15 protein-coding genes are annotated in these 18,413 nt (G+C 71.8%); 5 read left to right on the forward strand and 10 right to left on the reverse strand.

All coding sequences use genetic code 11. From position 1 onward, the window contains the following. Nucleotides 1-38: 38 nt before the first annotated feature. A complete protein-coding gene (locus IE307_RS16195; protein WP_191298768.1) occupies nt 39-1,211 on the reverse strand; it encodes a CynX/NimT family MFS transporter in 1,173 nt (390 codons plus the stop codon). Between the two features lie 58 nt (nt 1,212-1,269). Continuing rightward, nucleotides 1,270-2,073, reverse strand: coding sequence for a class I SAM-dependent methyltransferase (locus IE307_RS16200; RefSeq protein WP_191298769.1), 804 nt, complete (start codon nt 2,071-2,073; stop codon nt 1,270-1,272). Nucleotides 2,074-2,142: 69 nt separating this feature from the next. Between IE307_RS16200 and IE307_RS16205 the strand changes: the two genes are divergently transcribed. Then, nucleotides 2,143-2,730 carry a TetR/AcrR family transcriptional regulator gene (locus tag IE307_RS16205; RefSeq protein WP_191298770.1) on the forward strand — a complete coding sequence of 196 codons (588 nt, stop codon included), beginning with the start codon at nt 2,143-2,145 and terminating at the stop codon, nt 2,728-2,730. 4 nt (nt 2,731-2,734) lie between these two features. On the opposite strand, the gene IE307_RS16210 is transcribed toward IE307_RS16205, so the two are convergent. Both IE307_RS16210 and IE307_RS16215 read right to left on the reverse strand, forming a co-directional pair. After that, nucleotides 2,735-3,178, reverse strand: coding sequence for a YdeI/OmpD-associated family protein (locus IE307_RS16210; protein ID WP_191298771.1), 444 nt, complete (start codon nt 3,176-3,178; stop codon nt 2,735-2,737). Between the two features lie 111 nt (nt 3,179-3,289). After that, on the reverse strand, nt 3,290-4,423 hold the full coding sequence (locus IE307_RS16215; protein ID WP_191298772.1) for a beta propeller repeat protein: 1,134 nt from the start codon (nt 4,421-4,423) through the stop codon (nt 3,290-3,292). A gap of 261 nt (nt 4,424-4,684) precedes the next feature. Here IE307_RS16215 and pgfA (IE307_RS16220) point away from each other — a divergent pair, with 261 nt between their 5' ends. Beyond that, nucleotides 4,685-5,797: a cell envelope lipid trafficking protein PgfA gene (gene pgfA / locus IE307_RS16220; RefSeq protein ID WP_191298773.1), complete on the forward strand. Its 1,113-nt coding sequence runs from the start codon at nt 4,685-4,687 to the stop codon at nt 5,795-5,797. Here pgfA (IE307_RS16220) and IE307_RS16225 read toward each other — a convergent pair. After that, nucleotides 5,782-6,909, reverse strand: a complete 1,128-nt coding sequence (locus IE307_RS16225) for an amidase family protein (RefSeq protein ID WP_191298774.1) — start codon at nt 6,907-6,909, stop codon at nt 5,782-5,784. The genes pgfA (IE307_RS16220) and IE307_RS16225 overlap by 16 nt on opposite strands. Before the next feature lie 249 nt (nt 6,910-7,158). Here IE307_RS16225 and pgfA (IE307_RS16230) point away from each other — a divergent pair, with 249 nt between their 5' ends. Further along, entirely contained in the window at nt 7,159-8,115 is a 957-nt protein-coding gene (pgfA, locus tag IE307_RS16230) for a cell envelope lipid trafficking protein PgfA (RefSeq protein ID WP_191298775.1), read from the forward strand. Here pgfA (IE307_RS16230) and IE307_RS16235 read toward each other — a convergent pair. Beyond that, nucleotides 8,099-8,824, reverse strand: a complete 726-nt coding sequence (locus IE307_RS16235; RefSeq protein WP_229904753.1) for a class I SAM-dependent methyltransferase — start codon at nt 8,822-8,824, stop codon at nt 8,099-8,101. The two genes, pgfA (IE307_RS16230) and IE307_RS16235, sit on opposite strands and share 17 nt — an antisense overlap. Before the next feature lie 138 nt (nt 8,825-8,962). Between IE307_RS16235 and IE307_RS16240 the strand changes: the two genes are divergently transcribed. After that, nucleotides 8,963-10,093, forward strand: coding sequence for a glycosyltransferase family 4 protein (locus IE307_RS16240; protein ID WP_229904754.1), 1,131 nt, complete (start codon nt 8,963-8,965; stop codon nt 10,091-10,093). A 41-nt stretch (nt 10,094-10,134) separates the two neighbouring features. Here the strand turns inward: IE307_RS16240 and IE307_RS16245 are convergent, their stop codons facing one another. The 3 genes from IE307_RS16245 to IE307_RS16255 are packed head-to-tail and all read right to left on the reverse strand — an operon-like array spanning nt 10,135 to nt 12,936. Next, complete coding sequence (locus tag IE307_RS16245) at nt 10,135-11,157, reverse strand: hypothetical protein (RefSeq protein WP_191298776.1); 1,023 nt, start codon at nt 11,155-11,157, stop codon at nt 10,135-10,137. Between the two features lie 4 nt (nt 11,158-11,161). Further along, on the reverse strand, nt 11,162-11,329 hold the full coding sequence (locus IE307_RS16250) for a hypothetical protein (protein ID WP_191298777.1): 168 nt from the start codon (nt 11,327-11,329) through the stop codon (nt 11,162-11,164). A 2-nt stretch (nt 11,330-11,331) separates the two neighbouring features. Then, a complete protein-coding gene (locus tag IE307_RS16255; RefSeq protein WP_191298778.1) occupies nt 11,332-12,936 on the reverse strand; it encodes an MmpA family trehalose lipid delivery protein in 1,605 nt (534 codons plus the stop codon). A gap of 183 nt (nt 12,937-13,119) precedes the next feature. On the opposite strand from IE307_RS16255, the gene IE307_RS16260 reads away from it, so the two are divergent. Next, the gene (locus tag IE307_RS16260) at nt 13,120-14,295 is read left to right on the forward strand and encodes a polysaccharide biosynthesis protein (protein WP_191298779.1); all 1,176 of its coding nucleotides are present in this window, start codon (nt 13,120-13,122) and stop codon (nt 14,293-14,295) included. Here IE307_RS16260 and IE307_RS16265 read toward each other — a convergent pair whose 3' ends face one another. After that, nucleotides 14,296-18,372: an alpha-(1->3)-arabinofuranosyltransferase gene (locus IE307_RS16265; RefSeq protein WP_229904755.1), complete on the reverse strand. Its 4,077-nt coding sequence runs from the start codon at nt 18,370-18,372 to the stop codon at nt 14,296-14,298. Between the last annotated feature and the right edge of the window lie 41 nt (nt 18,373-18,413).

Genomic DNA, 18,413 nt, shown 5'->3' on the forward strand with positions numbered 1-18,413 from the left:
ACAGGTCGAGCCGTGCCGGGTCCTGAGAAGTGGCGAACTCAACGGACCCGGCCGGCCGCCACCGCCACGACCACCTGCACCACGGCGAGCACGCCGACGAGGGCGAGGGACGCCGTCCACGTGCCGGTGCGTTCGGCGAGCAACCCGGCCAGGACCGGGCCCAGTGCGGCGAGCAGGTAGCCGAGCGACTGGGCCATCCCGGACAGCCTCGTGGTCCCCTGCTGCCCCTGGCCGCGCAGGCTGATCAACGTGAGCGCCACGACCAGCGAGGCGCCGGTGCCGAGTCCGGCGACGACCGCCCACACGATGCTCCACGCCGGCAGGAGCAGGAGCCCGGCCACGCCGACGACCATCGGGACGCTGGCGGTGACCGCGGCGGCGACCTGGCTGTCGGTGCGGCGCATCAGGCGCGGGATGGCGAGGCCGGAGGCGACGCCGACGATCTGGTAGACGAAGAGGTGGACACCGGCCTGCTCAGCGGGCACGCCCGCCGACATCTCGACGGTGGGCAGCCAGGTGACCATGACGTAGAACGTCGTGGACTGCAGTCCCATGAAGGCCGTCACCAGCCACGCGGTGGGCTGGCGCCACACGCTCACCGGTGCCGTGGAGTCCGCCGGCGGCTCGACGACCGGCTCGGCGTTCCAGGCTCGCGGCAGCCACAACGCGGTGACGACGAGGGCGGGGATCGCCCAGAACGCCAGCGCGCCGCGCCAGCCCGCGGCGTGCGACAGCGGGACGGCGACCGCGGACGCGATCGAGGCCCCGACGGTGATGCAGGCGGAGTAGACGCCGGTCGCCATCGACACGTGGTCGCGGTAGTCGCGCTTGACGATGGTCGGCACCAGCACGTTGCCGACGGCGATCGCGCAGCCCGCGACCGCCGTGCCGATCCACAGGCCCGCGTCGCCGAGGACGGAGCGCAGCGCCGTGCCGATCGCGAGCACGACGAGGGCGGCCAGCAGCGTGCGCTCCAGGCCGAAGCGCCGCGCCGGGTGCGTCACCAGCGGGGAGATCGCCGCGAAAGCCAGCAGCGGCAACGCTCCCAGCAGCCCTTGCGCGCCCTCGGAGAGGCCTGCCTCGCCGCCGATCTGCGGCAGCAGCGGTCCCACGGAGGTCAACGCCGGCCGGAGGTTGAGCGCCACCAGGAACACCAGCGCGACCAGGACGGCCGGCCAGGTCGCCCGCCTCGCCCGCGTGCGCTCGATCATCGCGCCACCTCCGACTGCATTGTTCGGGTGCCTGCCGCAAGCGCGTCGAGCGGGTCCCTCACCGGGACGTGCGGACCGCGGTGAGGCCCCAGGTGGCGTACGGCAGCGTGACGGTGCCGTCCATCTCGTCGACCGCCGCGCCGATGGCGGCCAGGACCTCCGCCAAGCGGTCCGGCGGCAGGGTGGTGAGACCGCCGGAGGTCGGCACGAGGTCCAGCAGTTCGTCACGGCTGTACGTGCGTTCCCAGTCGTGGCGCCACAACACGGGTTCGTCGAAGCCGCCCGCCTCGCGGATCCCGTCCGCGGCCCTGGCGTACAGGCCCCGGTAGGCGTCCCGGACCGGCACCTCGGACCGGCCCACGGCCAGCGGCGAGCCGGGGGCCAGGCGCCGGTACGTCGTGGCGAGGGCCTCCGCGACGGCAGGCGGGAGTGCGTGCACGTTCCCGAACGGGGCCAGCACCCCTCCCGGCCGCAGGACCCGCGCCGCCTTGGCCGCGCCCGCGACCGGGTCGACCCAGTGCCAGGCCGTGCCCGAGACGACCGCGTCGAACGTGCGGCCCGCGGGGTCCCACTCCTCGAACGTCGCGACCTCGACCTCGACACCGGTCCCCTGGGCGAAGGAGGCCATCCGCGGATCGGGCTCGACACCGAGGACCGCGCGGCCGGCGGCCAGGAACTGGCGGGCGACGATGCCGGTCCCGCACCCGACGTCGAGCAGCTCGAGTCCGGCGACCCGCTCGACCACCGCCTGCGGGTAGTCGGCCCGAGTGCGGTCGTACCGGGCGGGATCGACGCCGAACGACTCCGCGATCTGACGGTGCCGGTGCGGTTCCGGTGCAGGTGGGGGCGTTATAGTGACCATGCGCCCACTTTAGTGGGCAGGTGCCCACTCACGGCATCCAGTTCGCTCACGGCGAGAAGAGGAGGCACGGTGCCGACTGGAGTGGCGCTGCGCGACCCGCGTCAGCAGCTGTTCGACGCCGCCGGGCGCGTCCTGCTCCGGGACGGGGCCAGCGAGCTGACCAGCCGGGCGGTCACCACCGAGGCGGGCGTCGCCAAGGGCGTGCTGCACCGGCACTTCGCCGACTTCGACGCCTTCCTCACCGAACTGGTGCTGGACCGCATCGCGCAGGTCGAAGCCCAGGCCGCCGACCTCAGGGCCACGGCCGGCTCCGGGACCGTCGCCGGCAACCTGACGGACGTGCTGATCACCGGATTCGACCCGGTGATGATGGCGATCATCGTCCTCGTCATCGCACGGGACGAGCTCCGCAGGCGGCTCCGCGAGGCCGGCGCCGCCCGGCTCCCGCTCGTCGGCGAGGCCACGGCCATGGTCGCCGGGTACCTGGAGGCCGAGCGCGCCCTCGGCCGGATCGCACCCGGCGCCGACGTCGCCGCGCTCGCGCCCACCCTGATCGGCGCCGCGCACCTGCAGTTCACCGAGCAGAAGGGCAGCCCGGCCGCACCCAAGGCCGTGCGGAAGGTCGTGACGACCGTCCTGGCCGGCGTCGTGCGCTGATCCCTCAGGAGAGTTCGGTGATGATCTTCTCGATCCGCCGCGCACGGGTCTCGGGCTGCTTCGCCGTCGCCACCGCCTCGGCGCGCTGCCGCTGGTTGCTGTAGGAGAGCGCGGTGAACGCGGCACGGGCCGACGGGTGCCGGTCGAGTGCCGCCGCGAGGTCGTCCGGCACGTCGACGGTGCGTTCCGCCAAGTCCGGTTCCACCACCACCTCGACGGTGTCACCGGCGGCGACACCCGCGGCCTCGCGGTTGGCCGCGCTCAACGGCACCATGAAGTCGCCGCCGTACACCGCCACCGTGCTGCGGTAGGTGTGGGCGCCGATGCTCACCAGCACCTTGGGCTTCTTGCCCTGCCCGAGCGCCTCGACCACGTCCGCCGGGACGCGGAACCCGGTCGCCGTCTTCCCGTTGAGCTCGATCAGGGCGGTGAACGCGTGACGTGTCAAGGTGCGGCCCTCCTGACGATCGACTGTCCACTCCGGATGGTAGGCGCCGGAGCGCGGCGTTCGCCGGGCCAGGTGCGGCTGCCCGCCGGAGCGGGCAGCCGCGGACGGGTCTCACGGCGCCGAGTGCTCCGCGATCACCGCCTGCAACCGCAGCGGGCTCGTGCCCGGCAGGTCCACGTTGCCCACGGCGAGAACCCGGTTAGTGCCGGGCATCGCCGCGATGGCGTTGTAGGTCGCGGACGTTCCCGCCGGAGCGGGCGCCATCGCCAGGGTCCAGCCCGCCGGCCCGTGGGAGCGGAAGGTCGCCAGCGGAAAGCGGCTGATGACCCACGGGGCGCCGTTCGCCCCGACCGCCACCCCGGGAGTGCTCGGGGTGGTCAGGCCGCCGACGGTCGCCCAGGTGGTGCCGTCTCCGCGCACGACCACGTTCGCCGATCCCATGCCGCCGCCGTCGCCGACCGCCCAGATGTCCTGGGAGGACAGGCCGTCCAGCGACTGCATGGTCAGCATTTGCTGGTTCAGTCCGATGTCGACGGTCCGCCACTCGATGCCGTTCCAGTGGAACAGCACCGGACCCGAGAAGCCGTTCCACATCCCGTTGCCCGCCGCCCACACGTCGTCGGGCGCGAAGGCCTTCACCGCGTTGACGTTGCAGAAGTTCACGAAGCCGCCGCCCCTGACGCACTGAGCGGGCGGCTGGTGCTCCTGCCACGAACTCCCGGTCCACTCGTGGAAGACGGGGGCGTTGCCGCGGCGGCCGACCAGCCAGGCGTGTCCGTCCACAACGGACAGGTCACTGATCGCCAGCGTGCCCGGCGCGGCGCCCGGCGGGTACGGCACCTCCGTCCACGTGCTGCCGTCGTAGCGCCACACCAGCGCGACGCCGCCGTCCGAGGACCACGGCGCGCCCTTGACCCAGACGTCCTGCGCGGAGGACGCCGCCACGCGCTGGAACGACACCGGCTCCTGCACGACCGGGAGCGACGTGCGGGCCCACCCGGTTCCGTCCCACCGCAGCATCACCGGAGAACCGGTCGGGTCCTCCTCCTCCCAGCGGTAGCCCTCGAAGCCGACCGCCCAGGCGTGTGCGGCGTCCACGGCGGCGACGTCCCAGAGGTTGCTGGTGGGCTCGCTCGGCGGGATCGGGGCCGGGCTCCACGCTGGTTCCGCCGCCGCGGCCGGACCGGCGGCACACGCGACGACCGCGACCGAGAAGGTGACGGCCAGCCATCTGCGAACTCTCATAGGTCCCCCAAGCTCTTAGACCTGAACAGGACTGGTGCGCGGCCGATCAGTTCACGGCAGCGGGCCGCGCACCAGGGGTTCGCGTCGCCTTGACCCAACCGAGCGGTGATCGTGTCCCAGCCGTCGCGGCGAGGTAACCCGAATGGGATTCAGGTATGCCCTTGTGATCTAGCTCACGGACCGGGTACAACTGAACGCACGGTTACCGGAAATCGCGCCTCACGGAACGCCTCCCTGCCAACCGAATACTTGTGAGGACCTGTGCGAACCGCAGTCGTCGCCGCCCTGCTCGGACTCGGTGCCTTCGCCGCAGCGGCCGGCCTCGTGCTGCAGCTGCACGCCTATCCCCTGCTGGCCAAGCTGCAGCACGACATCAACACCGTCTCGATCTCGGAAGGAGAAGGAGTCACCGCGGTCGTCCACCCGCCCGCCGGAATGCCGGAAGTGCGGCACAACCTCCGCCTCACGGCGACAACGCACGTCGAGGGTGATCTGGCCGCGCCAGAGGTCAAGGAGAACGGCGACGTCACCGTGTGGAAGCGGGCGACGATCGTCAAGGAGGACTCGGACAAGCTCGTGCTGAGCGCCGAGGTGCGCAAGGTGTGCCTCGACCGCCGCACCGGCGAGGCGGTCGCCCCCTGCAAGGGCGAGTTCTACGAGACCGAGCAGGGCAGGCGGATCACCGCCGAGGGCCGGCGGTTGTTGCAGCCCGGCCTCAACTTCGTGTTCCCGTTCAACACCGAACAGCGTGATCACCGTTGGTACGACACGGTTCTCAACCGGCCGGTCGCCATCCACTTCGCCGGAGAGCAGCTGCTGCAAGGACTCGACGTGTACCGGTTCGCGCACACGGTCCCGCCGACGGCGCTCGACCGGCTCGAGGTACCGGGCGCGCTGGTCGGCAGCCCGGAACCGTCCGTGGACGTCACCCGGTACTACGGCGTCACCCGGACGTTGCTGGTCGAGCCCACGACCGGTGCCGTGCTGTCGGTCCGCGAGGACATCCGGCAGGAGCTGCGCACCGACGCGCAGGCCGAGGGCGCCGGAACCCCCGTGTTCGCGGGAGAACTGCGGCTGACCAACGCCTCCGTCACCTCGAACGTCGACCAGGTCAAGCAGAACCTGCCGCGACTGTTCGTGATCACCGTGCTCCCCGTCGTCCTGTGGGTCGCCGGTGCCGTGCTCGTCGTGGCCGGACTGGTCCTGCTGGCCGTGCGCAGACGCGGTCTCGTCGCCGGGGCGTTGGCGCTGGTGATCGGCGCGTGCCTGGGCGGCGCGCTCACCTACGGCGTCACCGACGCCAACGACCCGGACGGTTCGCTCGACCTCAAGAACGTGGTGTCGTCCTCGAACGTCGACTACGGACTTCGATGAGCGCCGCTCTCCTCCTCGATGATCCGGGCGACCCCGAGGAGCTCGCCCTCCGCCCTCGGCACGGCGATCAGGGTCACCGGCAACGGGTTCCCGCCGGCGTCCGAACCCGCGCGCACGGACACCGCCGGATAACCGCTGATCTTCCACAGCGGGGAGAACGGCGAGGTGGCGCCGTTGCGCACCAGGACACCGCCGGGCAGCGACGTCGTCTCGGCCGGACCGGTGTGCCCCGGCGTCACCAGCACGTCGACACCGGTGAACATGTGGTCCACCATCACCCGCTCCGCCGCGCGCATCGACCGGCAGATGCCCCGCAACGGCCACGGCACGACGCGGCCGAGCAGCTCCAGCTCGCGGGGGCCGGCGGCCAGGTGCGGCGCCAGCAGGAGCCGGGACTCGCTCGCGAGGTGCGGGTCGTGGTCCACCACCTCGTTGACGTGCAACGACAACAGCGCCGCGACGTCCTCGACGACCCTGCGCATGGGAGCACGGGTGCGCGTGGTGACCGAGAGTCCGCGCAGCGACACGCCGATCCTGAGTGGACGGTCCGCGGGCACGGCCTCCCAGCCGAGCCCGCGCACGACGTGCGCCACGTCGGCCACGGTCCTCGCCACCACGCCGGATCCACCGGAGGTCTGGAAGCCCACGACGCCCACACCGCCCGCGGGGACCTGCCCGGCTCCGGGGGCACGCCGTGCCAGCACGCCGGACACCACGCCGGTGGCGACGGCGACGACCGTGCCGGACACCTTGGGGTCCAGCGCCGTGGCGGGGATGCCGGGTGTCGGGTTGCGGTGCCGCTCTGCCGCCGACGTCCGCCCCACCACCACGGCACCGGCAGCCGTCAACGCGCTGATGGCCGAACGGGGCAAGGAGTCCTCGACGGCCAAAGGCAGGCCGAGCAGTCCTCCGCGCTCCCCCGCCGCCAACCGCCGATCGGCCTCTTCGGCACTGCGCCGGGCGGCCGCCAAATCGACATCTGTGAAAACGTGGCGGCGGGAGCCCAGCAGGTCCTCGGTCGTCGCGAGGAGTTCTGCTGCGGTCGTCGCACCGCGGGCGAGCAGCCGGGTCTGCTCAACTGCTCCGGGACAGCACACAGGGGTTTCTTCCACGTGTCTCTTCCTCCGGCATCGTCGCCGATGAGTAAGGAGCTCCAGCGTTCAGCTGCTACCCGTTGGCCTGCAGGGGTTCCGCCGAACGGCTCTACGTCGCGGCGGCCGAGTAGCTGCTTTCTCCACGCGGACCGATCAAGATGACTTGAGTCACCCCGACCGAGGGGTTGCGCAGAGGTTACTGTCCGGTAGTTTCCTCGCCACTGTGACCTGCCTCTCACACCCTGAACACACCTAGAAGGAGGACGAGTGCGACGTGTTGCGAGCCTCGTGCTGGTAGGACTGGGCATCTTCTCGCTGGCGCTCGGAGCAGTCCTGCGCTTCTACGTGTACCCCGAGCTCGCCGTCGTGCCGCTCGACCAGAAGGTGGAATCCGTCGCGGAGGGCGCGGCGAAGGTCTTCTACCCCAAGGAACTCGTGGTCAGGGACGCCCGGCTGAAGGCGACCCGCAAGGTCGAGAGCAACCTGACCGTGCCGGAGGCCAAGGTCGACGGTGACGTGATGGTGTGGGACCAGGGCCTGGTCGTCACCGACTCGGAGAACCAGCTCGTCTCCGCGATGAAGCACCGGGTGTGCCTCGACCGGCGGACGAACATGGCCCTGCAGGAGTGCACCCAGCAGTACGTGACCGACGCCGAGGGCGACCCCACCGCCGAGGACAAGGCGGTGCACCAGGAGGGCCTGAACTACAAGTTCCCGTTCGACACGCAGCCGCAGGACTACGAGTACTTCGACACCACCCTGCGCAAGGCCTCGACCGCGCGGTACGAGGGCGCCGAGCAGCTCAACGGGATCGACGTCTACAAGTTCGTCCAGAAGATCCCGTCGACCAAGTTCCGCGACCAGGACGTGCCCGGCACGCTGGTGAACAGCACCGAGGCGTCGGTCAAGGCGGAACGCCGCTACCAGAACACCAGGACCATGTGGGTGGAGCCGATGAGCGGCATCATCATCAAGGGTTCGGAACAGCAGCGGCAGGTGCTCGTCGGGCCGGACGGAAAAGAAGGCACGGTGCTGCTCGACGCCACTTTGACCTTCAACGAGGAAACGGTCAAAGAATCAGCGGCACGCGCTGTCGAGGCGCGCGACAAATTGACGCTGATCAGCAGCACCGGGCCGGTCGTCCTGCTTTCGGTCGGCCTGTTGCTGCTGCTCGCGGGAATTCTGATCGGGGTGCTCGGACGGCGGGCTAGGCACGTCGCCTGAGCACGACCACGAAGTTCCAGGAGGCGACCTCCCGGACCCCCGACACACGGGTGATCCACTTCGCCCACCACGGGTGGTACCGGGGGAACGTCTCGACGACGTCGGCGACGGTCTGGCGGTGAGCCCACCGCCGGACCGCCCCGACGCCCACCGGGAACAGCGACGTGCCGAACGAGTTCTTCGGCGGCTTGCCGTTGCGGTGCTCGTACCGCTGTCGCGCGTAGTGACCGCCGAGGTAGTGCCACGGCGCCGTCTCGTGGCCGCCCCACGGCGACCACCAGGGCGTGTACGACATGAAGACCGTGCCTCCCGGCCTGGTCACACGCACCATCTCGGCCAGCATCAGCCACGGGTCGTCGACGTGCTCCAGGACGTTGGAGGAGTAGCAGACGTCCACCGATCCGTCACGGAACGGCAGCGCCGTGCCGCTCGCGCGGATCATGCCGGGGTCGGGCTCGCCGCGCGCGGACAGCTCGCCGACGTCCGGGTCCAGGCCCACGTACCGGGCGCCGGCGCCGCGGAACGCCTCGGCGAAGTACCCCGGACCGCCCCCGACGTCCAGGACGACCGCGCCCCGCAGCGACACGTACGACGACACCTGGGCGACGGAGTCGTCCGCCAGGATCCGGTAGAAGTGGTCGGGGTCGGACTGCTCTTTCAGAAATGCGCGAAAAAGCCGAACAGAACGCTGGAAAGTTGGCTTCCACAACTTTCCAGGGGCCGAAACTGAACCGATCTCGACCATTGCCATCTCCCGCATTCCATCTACTATGGCTACTTGACAGTAACCTAGCACCGGGAGAGGCAGATGTCGCGCAGCCCTGATTACCGGCCAAGCATTCTGCTGGTGAATTGGCGCGACACCAGACACCCCGAGGGCGGCGGTTCCGAGCGGTACGTCGAGCGCATCGCCGAAGGGCTGGCGCGGGTCGGCTACCGGGTCGCGATCCAGTGCGCGGGCCACAGCCGCGCCCCGTCCGGCGACTGGGTGGCGGGCGTCCGCTTCCGCAGGCGCGGCAACAAGTTCACGGTCTACCTGTTCGCCCTGCTGGCGATCCTGCGCTCCGACGCGGACGTCATCGTGGACGTGCAGAACGGCATGCCCTTCTTCAGCCGCCTCGTCGCGCGCTGTCCCGTCCTGGTGCTGGTGCACCACGTCCACCGCGAGCAGTGGCACAGCGCGCTGGGCCCGTTCCTCGGCCGGATCGGCTGGTGGATCGAGTCGTGGCTCGCACCCCGCCTGTACCGCAAGTGCCGCTACATCACGGTGTCCAACGTGACGCGGGCCGAACTGGGCGGTCTCGGCGTCGAGCCCCGCCGCACGGTCGTCGTGCCGAACGGCCTGGACGCGCCTCCCGCCGTCACCGCACGGCGCACCGAGGCCCCCGTCCTCGTCGCGGTGTCCAGGCTGGTGCCGCACAAGCGGCTCGAGCACGCGATCGACCTGGTCGCCGAGCTCCGTCCTCAGTGGCCGGACCTGCGACTCGAACTCGTCGGCGAGGGCCCGTGGAAGGACGTGCTGCGGCAGCACGCCATCGACCGCGGGGTGCAGGACAGCGTCGTGATCCACGGCTGGGTCGACGAGCAGACCAAGCACGAGATCCTCGCCGGGGCCTGGGTGCACGTGTGCCCGTCGGTCAAGGAGGGCTGGGGCATCGTGATCATGGAGGCCGCCTCGCACGGCGTGCCCACCATCGCCTACCGCTCGGCGGGTGGCGTGGCCGAGGCGATCGTCGAGCACCGGACGGGCCTGCTGGCCGACGACTTCGGCGACTTCGTCCGGCACACCGAGAAGTTGTTGAGGGACCAGCCGTTGCGCAAGGCGATGGGCGCCGCGGGCAGGGAACGTGCCCAGCGGTTCAGCTGGGAGGAGAGCCTCGACGCGTTCGAGGGCGCCGTGCACAGCGCTCTGCGGCTGCCCCCGCGCCTCGTGGCCGATGAGGACCGCGTCGCCCAGCAGAGTGCCAACTCAGGCTGATGATGACGCTGCCGCGTGGAGACCGCGGCATCGCTCCGCGCCTACCGCCGCGCCTCGTGACCGGTGACCACCGCGTCGCACAGCAAGTCCAGCAGCCCCGCGGCAGCGGTCGCGTCGAAGTCCTTGCGGCGCACGCGCACCGTGGCCGTGGTGACCTCCCCTGTCGTCACCACGCCGAACGCGACGCCCGACCGGCCGCTCGCCGCGGGGAAGAAGCGCACCGCGCTGACGTTCGCCTTCACGACACCGAGGTTCGACACGAGGAAGGTGCTGCCGAGCCGGGACGCCAGCACCCGCATCCCCCACTGCGCCAAGGGGTTCTGCGCACTGGGGAAGCCCGCCTCCGGCGCCGCGGCCGCCAGCAGCACGCGAACGTCGTCCTCGGTGGCCCCGGCCGGCAGGCTCAGTCTCAGCAACGCGCTGTCGGCCTCGGGACGCGGATCGGCGCCACCGCGCCAGGAAGCCCCGATCGCGGCGACGACACGGCCGTGACCGGCGCCGCGGGCCGCGTTCCACCTGCGCGTCGCGTCCAGCGCGGCGGAGGTGAGCCTGGCGCTGCCCAGCTTGACGGCGGGCAGCACGCGGGACACCAGGTGGTCACCGGAGTCGTTGCCCCGCAATGAAGGCTGAATGCGTGTGGGAGGCGTCCACACGGCCTCGCGCACGCGGTCGAGCGCGCTCAGGAGGTAGGGGCGGTCGGGGCTGCGCAACGCCACACCGGTCGCCGAGCTGTGCACGGGATCGCCGAGCGCGATGCCGAGCAACGCGAGCAGGCCGAGTCCGTCGACCGCACCGTGGTGGGCGGCGATCATCAGGGAGTCGTCGGTGAGCGCGACCCGGACCAGCGGATCGCCCTCCCGGTAGTGGCCGTCGGCGAAACCGGCGCGCGCACCGTCCCAATCGGACGGACGGAGCACGACCGCGGGCGGGCCGAGATTCGGGAACTCCGAGCAGGCGCGGGACATCCGCGCGGTGACCTCCGCGGGATCCGGCGCCTCGCGCAGGTTCGCCTCCAGCAGGATGCTCCAGGAGGCCGCCGGATCCCCGGAGAAGGCCACGGTCACCCGGTCAGCGGGAGCCGTAGTCGAGGACCTCGGGCTCCTGAGCCTTCACGCCCTCGTCGATCCGCTGCTCGACCACCTTGTCGGGGTGGTTCTGCTCGACGACGATCGCTCCGACCCCTCCGGCGAGTGCGGCCCCGGCAACGATCGCCACCAGCACCGAAACCAGTTCCACGTCTACTCCTCACGTCGGGGTGCCGCGAATCTACCGACCGGTAACCGTCTCCACAACAGGCTCGTGCCGATCAGTGACCCAGCCGCGACCCACGCCAGCACAACGGGTGCAACCGGTGGGCCGTTCGGTTCAACCGGCACTGCTCCCGGCACCCGGTAGAGCGCCAGTTCCGGGCCGTCGTGGACCTTCTCCAGCCGTGCCAGGAGGTTCTCGTCCACGCGTCCGGGTGTTCCGCGCTCGACCAGCACCCAGCCGATGCCGGCCAGGTCACCGGCGCGCAGCCGTGCCGCCCGCGGGTCCTCCCCCGCCACGACCTCGCCGCCCACCGACAGCGAGTCGTCCACGACGGTGGTGCCGGGCAGGTGGCGCGGCGCGGGGTCGAGCTGCGTGCGCCTGTCGTTCCAGTCGAACCTGCGGAACGCCGACAACGGGTACACGGCCACGTCGCCGGGCTGGTCGGCGAGCTTCTCCCGCACCACGGCCCAGTCCGCCGGGTAGTCCACCGGTTCCAGGCGCCCGAACCCGCCCCAGGCGAGGTCCGGCAGCAACCCCAGCAGGAGCACGGCCACGAGCAGCCGCGCGCGCAGCCGTTCCACCGCGACCGCGAGCCCGATCGCGAACGGCAGCGCGAGCCACGCCACCCACTTCTGGCTGTCGCGCAACAACCCCGCGCCGGGCACGTGCTCGATCACCGCCTCCAGCACCGCCACACCGCCCGGCAGCACCGCGATCAGGGCCAGCACCGCACCGAACGCGCCCAGGCCCGCCAGCGGCCACACGGGCAGGCGTTTCGCCAGCTCCCGCAACCCGAACACCGCCGCGGCCAGGAGCAGCAGCGTGATCACGGGCAGCGCCGGGTTGGCGCGGCTCGCCGGAACGACCTCGGCGTTCCAGATCCCGCCCAGCCCCAGCACGCTCAGCACCGGGCCGCCCCAGTTCTCCGCCCGCGCGCTGAACGCCTCGGCACCGGACGGGTCGGAGAGTCCGTCGTGCAGCAAGGAGGGCACCCACCACGGCGAGTTCAGCACGACACCGACGGCCAGGACCTGCCACGCCTTGCGGCGTCCGGCGGTGGCCAGCGCGGTGCCCAGCACGAGGATTCCCCCCGGCGCCGAGAGCACCGCGGGCAGGCTCGCGAGCACGAGGCGGGTCCACGCGTGCGGTTCACCGGCGCGCATCTTCAGTCCCGCCATGGCGACCCACGGCAGGGCCGCGTACCCCAGCAGCAGCGTCCAGTGGCCGATGAAGAGCCGCTCGGCCACGTAGGCGTTCCACGAGTACGCCACGGCGGCGACGATCCGCACGCCGGTCCTGTCCGTCGGCACCACCAGCCCGGCGCCCAGCGCGCCCGCGAACACGATCGCGAGCAACGCCACCTTCTGCACCAACTGGCCGGGAACGACCTGAGTCATCAATGCCACCACGGCGTCGACCGGCACCGCCCGCGGCAACGCGTCGCCGAGCCCGAACGCGGCCGCGTTCACCGGCTGCTCCGGCGTGAACACCATGTCGTAGACCAGGACGTAACCCGGCCACAGCACGGGAGCGAGGGCAGCCAGCGTCAGCGCCGCGCACGTGGCGTAGAGCTTCAGTCCGTTCGGCCGCACTTGCTCCCCCTCCGGTCCCGCCGGGGCTACAGTCGCCGAAACTACCGGCCAGTAGTACTCGCGGGTAGGCCTGGTGACGAAGTCCGCGTCCGCCAAGGGCGCGATGTCCCCGGCCGCACGCAGGGGACCGCGCCGGCTCCCGTCCGCACACAGCCGCAGGCCTGCCACCGGAAGGATTCCCGCGTGTCCGCTCCGGCAACGACCACCACGCGCGTGGACGCCCTGCTGATCACCGGAGCGCTGCTCGGCGCCAACGCCGCGAGCTACGTCCTGACCATCGCGGCCGCGCGTGCGCTGGCCCCGGCGGTGTTCGGCGAGCTCAGCGCGTTGCTGGCGCTCGTGGTCATCGGTGTGGTGCCGGCGATGAGCCTGCAGACCGTCGCCGCCCTGCGGGTGACGAGCCTCGGCCCGCGCCCGCTGTTCGGGCTGGGCCTGAGCGTGAGCGCGGGCATGACCGTGCTGACGCTGGCCCTCGTGCCGCTGCTCGCCCGCCTGCTGCACCTGGACGGCCCGTGGCCCGTCGTGTGGCTGGCGCTCTCCTTGGCGCCGCTCACGGTCCTGGGCGTCCTGCACGGTCTTCTGCAGGGGGCGCACCGGTTCGGCGCGCTGGCGCTGCTCGTGTCGCTGGAAGGGCTCGGCAAGGTGGGCGGCGGGGTGGTCGGCCTGTGGCTCTCGCCCTCGTCGACCTCCGTGCTGGCGGGCACGGCCATCGGCTCGTTCCTGGTCGTGCTGACCGGGTGGCGGCTGTGCGGCGCTCCCCGCCCGGCACGGCCCGCGGGCGGGTCCGACGTGCTGCACGCGTCACAGGCCATGCTGGCGCTGGTGCTGCTCGTCAACCTCGACCTCGTGCTGGCCCGCCACCAGCTCACCGACCAGGCGGGCGGCTACGCCGTGGGAGCGGTCGTCACGAAGATCGCGTACTGGCTGCCGCAGGCGGTGGGCGTGCTGGTGCTGCCGCGCATGGCCGACGCGGACGACCGCCGCCGCATGCTGCCGAGGGCGCTGGCGATCTGCGCGGGCCTCGACGCGTTCGTGGTCGCGGGCTGTGCGCTGTTCGGACCGCTGGGCGTGTCGCTGATCGGTGGGGCGAACTACCACGGCGACGCGATTCCGTTGTGGCAGTTCGCTCTCGTCGGATCGTGCCTGGCGATGGTGCAGCTGCTGCTGTTCTCCAGGATCGCGAGCGGGGACCGGCGGTCCACCGTGGCCGTGTGGATCGCGGTCGTCGCCGAGATCGCGTTGATCACCCTGTGGCTCAACGGTTCCGTCGCCCAGGTGGTGACCGGTGCACTGCTCGCCACGGCGGGACTGGTGGTCGCGGGCGCCGTCATCGAGGCGCGGAGCGCCCGGCGGGCCTGATCACGGCGTGACCGGTTCCACCGGAGCCGTGCGCTCGGCCTCCTCCTCGACCGGCTCGTCCCGCCGTCCGAACGGGTGGAACGCGGCCGCCACCACCGCCGACACCGCCACCAGCAGCGCGGCCTGCGCCACCGGCACGTAAGCCCACTCCTGCCCGTGGCCGAGGATCCGGCCGAGCACCGCGACCCCCGCCCCCACCGCCATCCCGCTCACCGCGACCACCTTCGGCGCCGCCGCCCAGAACTCGCGCGCCAGCAGGCACGCGATCACGGCCACGATCGGCAGCATCCCGCCGAGGACAGCCAGCAGCACGAGCATCGCGACCATCAGCCACCGGCTTCCCGACGGCGCCACGAACTCCACCCGCCTGCGCACGGGGATCGCGGCGAGCACGAGCACCGCCAGCACTCCCAGCGCACCGGCCAGCAGACCCGTCCGGTAGCGGGCGTCCGGGCCGAACTCCAGCGCGACCACGCCGCCGTCGCCCTCGGGCAGGACGTACGCCTGCTGCCAGCCGTCGACCCTGACCTTCTCCAGCACCTGCCCGTTCAGGGTCGCCGTCCAGCCGTCGTTGACGTTCTCGGGCACCACGAGCAATGCACGGGCTCCCGGCGCCACGGTGACCTGCCGTTCGGTGGCGTCCCACGCGCCGACGGTCACCTCCCGGTGCGTCGCAACGGGTTTCGCGAGGTCGACGTGCGTCACGGACACGTCCTGCACCACGAACGAGTCGGACCGCGTCGTGGTCAGGACGTGGTCGCCCGCCGGGAGTTCCAGTGCCGTCGCCAGGTCGTCGTCGCACAGCACGGCCTTGAGCGGGCGGTTGTTCACGACGTCGCCGAGCACGCCGGTGACCGAGCTGTTGATCTTGACGCCGTCGACGTCGACGACCGGTCCCCGGCCGCACGGCACGGTGAACGGCGTCGTCGCGGGAACCGGCTTCAGCACGCCGTCGAGGGCGGGCACGCGGAGCTCACCGATCTCGGCGGGCCCGGTGCCCCCCGCCTCGCGGACGACGAGCTCGAGCTTCTCGGTGGCCGCCGGTCTGATCGTGACGAGTCCGTCGGCACCGACACGCACGACCTCGGTGCCCGCGTCGGTGCGCACTTCGAGCTCCACCGGGGTCCTGGCGCCCTGCGGACCTTCGATCCGGAACTCCGACAGGGTCCGCTTCCCCTGCCACGCCACCGTGAGCGTCGGCCGCAGGTCCGTCACGTCCGGTACCCAGGACGTGCCCAGGTCACCGTCCACAGCGGACAGCGGGCTCGCCGCGACGTCACCGGCGAGCGACGTCGTACCGGTCACGGTGACACCGTCCGGCGCCACCGGGTTCCTCGCCCCGGCGGCGGGCACGACGGTGGCGTTCACGACGAACTTCCCGGCGGCCGAGGTGCGGAACAGCCGGGTGAGGCCGCCGACCTCCTCGCCGAACCGGGACAGCGACGAGTCGCAGCGCACCGCGCCGTCGGTCCGGTAGCAGGCGGGACGCGACTGGCTGCCCCTGGTGAACGAGAACCCCGGCCGGGCGGCCTCGTGGTCCCGCGGCACGCGCAGGGCTCGTTGCGCCGTCATCCCCGGCACGCTGAGCTCCTTGACGCCGACGTTGCCGTCCTGCCGGCCCGCGGCGACACCCAGGACCGTGACGCGGACGCTGCCGGTCAGCCCGGCGCTGACGGGATAGGCGTGCGGACCGCCGCCCGCCGGGACGTCGTGGTCGGTCGCCCCCGTGTCGGTGGTGATCCTGATCCGGTCGACCGCCCACCCGACCCGCAGGTCGTCGACCAGGTCGAGCGTGACCTCGCCGACCGAGCGCGGGGTGTCGAGGTCGATCTCCAGCCACTGCCCGACGGGCCCGGTGAAGCTCGACGAGTGCCAGGCCGATCCGCCGTCGCCGTCCACCGCGGCGAACGGCGAGTTCGCCGGGTCGATGGCCCCCGCCGCGTCGGCGTACGCGGTCGACGTGGAGGCGCGGACGGCCCGGATGCCGCGGTACTCGGCCACGGTCTGGTGCTTGACGTCCTGGAACGGCGACACGTCCAGCGCGACGCGCCCCTGCCGGGACGCCTCGTCCGCGGACATCGTCTGGCTGAGGTTGTCCGAGACCCTGCCGACGTTGCGCTCCTTGCGCCGCAGGCCGTCGGTGACGAGCAGTTCCGCGGACTTCTCCGTCGCGTCACCGGCGAGCAGCGCCGGCTGGTCGGCCTTGATCAGCCCCTGCGACAGCAACGGCAGCAACGACTCCGGCCCGCCGCTCACCGTCGGCACGTCCGCCGCGTTGACGGCCGTCACGACCGGGACGGGTCGTTTCACCTCGAAGACCTCGAGCGATCTGCCGGTCGCGGCCGCGTCGACCGAACTGACGAGCCGCTGGTCGCTCATCCGCACCTCGGGCCCGAACTCGGCGACGCGCTCGATGCCGGGTGAGCCCTGCAGCGCCTGGCGCAGCACCGTGAGCGGGGGCGATCCGGTCTGCTCGCGCGCGATGTCGTTGCGCAGCAACAGGAACCGGTACCCGCCGCGGGCGAGGAAGTCGGCGAGCCCCGCCGAACCGCGTCCGTCCGACAGCGCGTCGTAGACGGCGTCCATGAACCGGGTGTTGCCCTCGGACCCGAGTGGTACCTGGTTGCGCACCGCCCACGGCGCCTGCGCGAGCGACTGCATCGGCTCGTCGACGGTCCTGCCCCAGGTGTACTGGCCGAAACCGGTGGCGGGCAACAGCAACGTCCTGGCCCGGCCGTCCTTCTCCGCGAGCCACCCCGCGGCCTCGCGCCAGTGGCCGGGCACGTCCGACCACCCGAGACCGGGCCGCAGCGTCAGCAGCCACGCGGGTGCGGCGACGACCGCGATCAGCAGCAGGGCCACCCCGGTGCGCACGCGCCGCCGCCAGTGCTCGGGAGCGGCCCGCACCCCGGCGGGCCGGGACAGGTGCAGGCCGTGGACGAACCCGAGGACCAGGCACAGCCGCAGCACGGGCTCGAACTTGTGCACGTTGCGCAGAGGCGCGAGCGGGCCGTCCAGCAGTCCGCGGACGACCTCGGCGAGCGGCGAGTCGAGCGACCCCACGTACCCGACGGTCAGCAGCGTCAGGCCGGCGAGGGTGCCCAGCACGAGGAAGCGGCGTTCCGGCAGCCCGAGCCGGGCCAGGCCGACGACACCGATGAGCGCCACCGCCGCGGTGCCGGCCATCAGCACCGGGTTGTCGACGAGGATGAACCCGTTGGGCCACCACGGTTCGCCCTGCAGCACGTACGCGACCCACTGGTTCGTTCCGCGCAGCACCTGGAACAGCGACATCGGGGCGGTGGTGTTCGCCGCCGACTCGATGTAGTCGAGGAAAGGCAGGCTGTACCGCCCGAGCAGCAGCAGCGGGACGATCCACCACAACGCCACCGCGATGACACAACCGGCCCACCACAGAACCAGCCTCACGTGCGCGCGATTCCACGTGCGCGTGAGCAGCCAGATCCCGGGCAGGACCAGGGCCATCACGACCATCGCGCCGTTGACGCCGCCCATCCCCAGCACCGCGAGCGCGGACAGCGCGGCCGCGCGGCGCGGCGACCCGATGCGGTCCGCCAGCACCAGCGGCAGCAGCACCCACGGCAGCATGACGGCGGGCAGCATCTCCGCCGACAACGGCCCGATCTCGGTCAGCACCCGAGGGGCCAGCGCGTAGGCCAGCGCACCCGCGTACCTCGTCGGCTCCTGGCCGATGCCGAGCGCGCGGGCGAGTCGCAGGACCCCGTAGAACGCGAGGCAGAGCAAGAGCGCGCACCAGAGCCGTTGGGTGATCCACGCGGGGATGCCGAGAATCTGACCTGCAGCGAAGAACGGCCCCATCGGGAAGAAGTAGCCGTACGCCTGGTTCTGCAGCTCACCCGCCGTCGCGGCGGGGTTCCACAGGTGCAGCGCCCGGCCCAGGAAGCCGACGGGGTTGACGACCAGGTCGAGTTTCGTGTCGAACGTGGCCGTACCGAAGCGCTGGGCGAACGACAGCACCGTGAGTGCGAGGAGCACCCACGTCGTCGGGTTCCGATGTGCGATCTTCAGGCTCTTGATGGCGCAGGAAGTTACCACCGGGTAGTGCTCGCGGGCGACTATCGCTATCTTGGGCCCCC

Origin of the sequence: Lentzea cavernae, from assembly GCF_014653695.1 — a bacterium.
In the GTDB taxonomy this organism is placed as follows: Bacteria; Actinomycetota; Actinomycetes; order Mycobacteriales; family Pseudonocardiaceae; genus Lentzea; species Lentzea cavernae.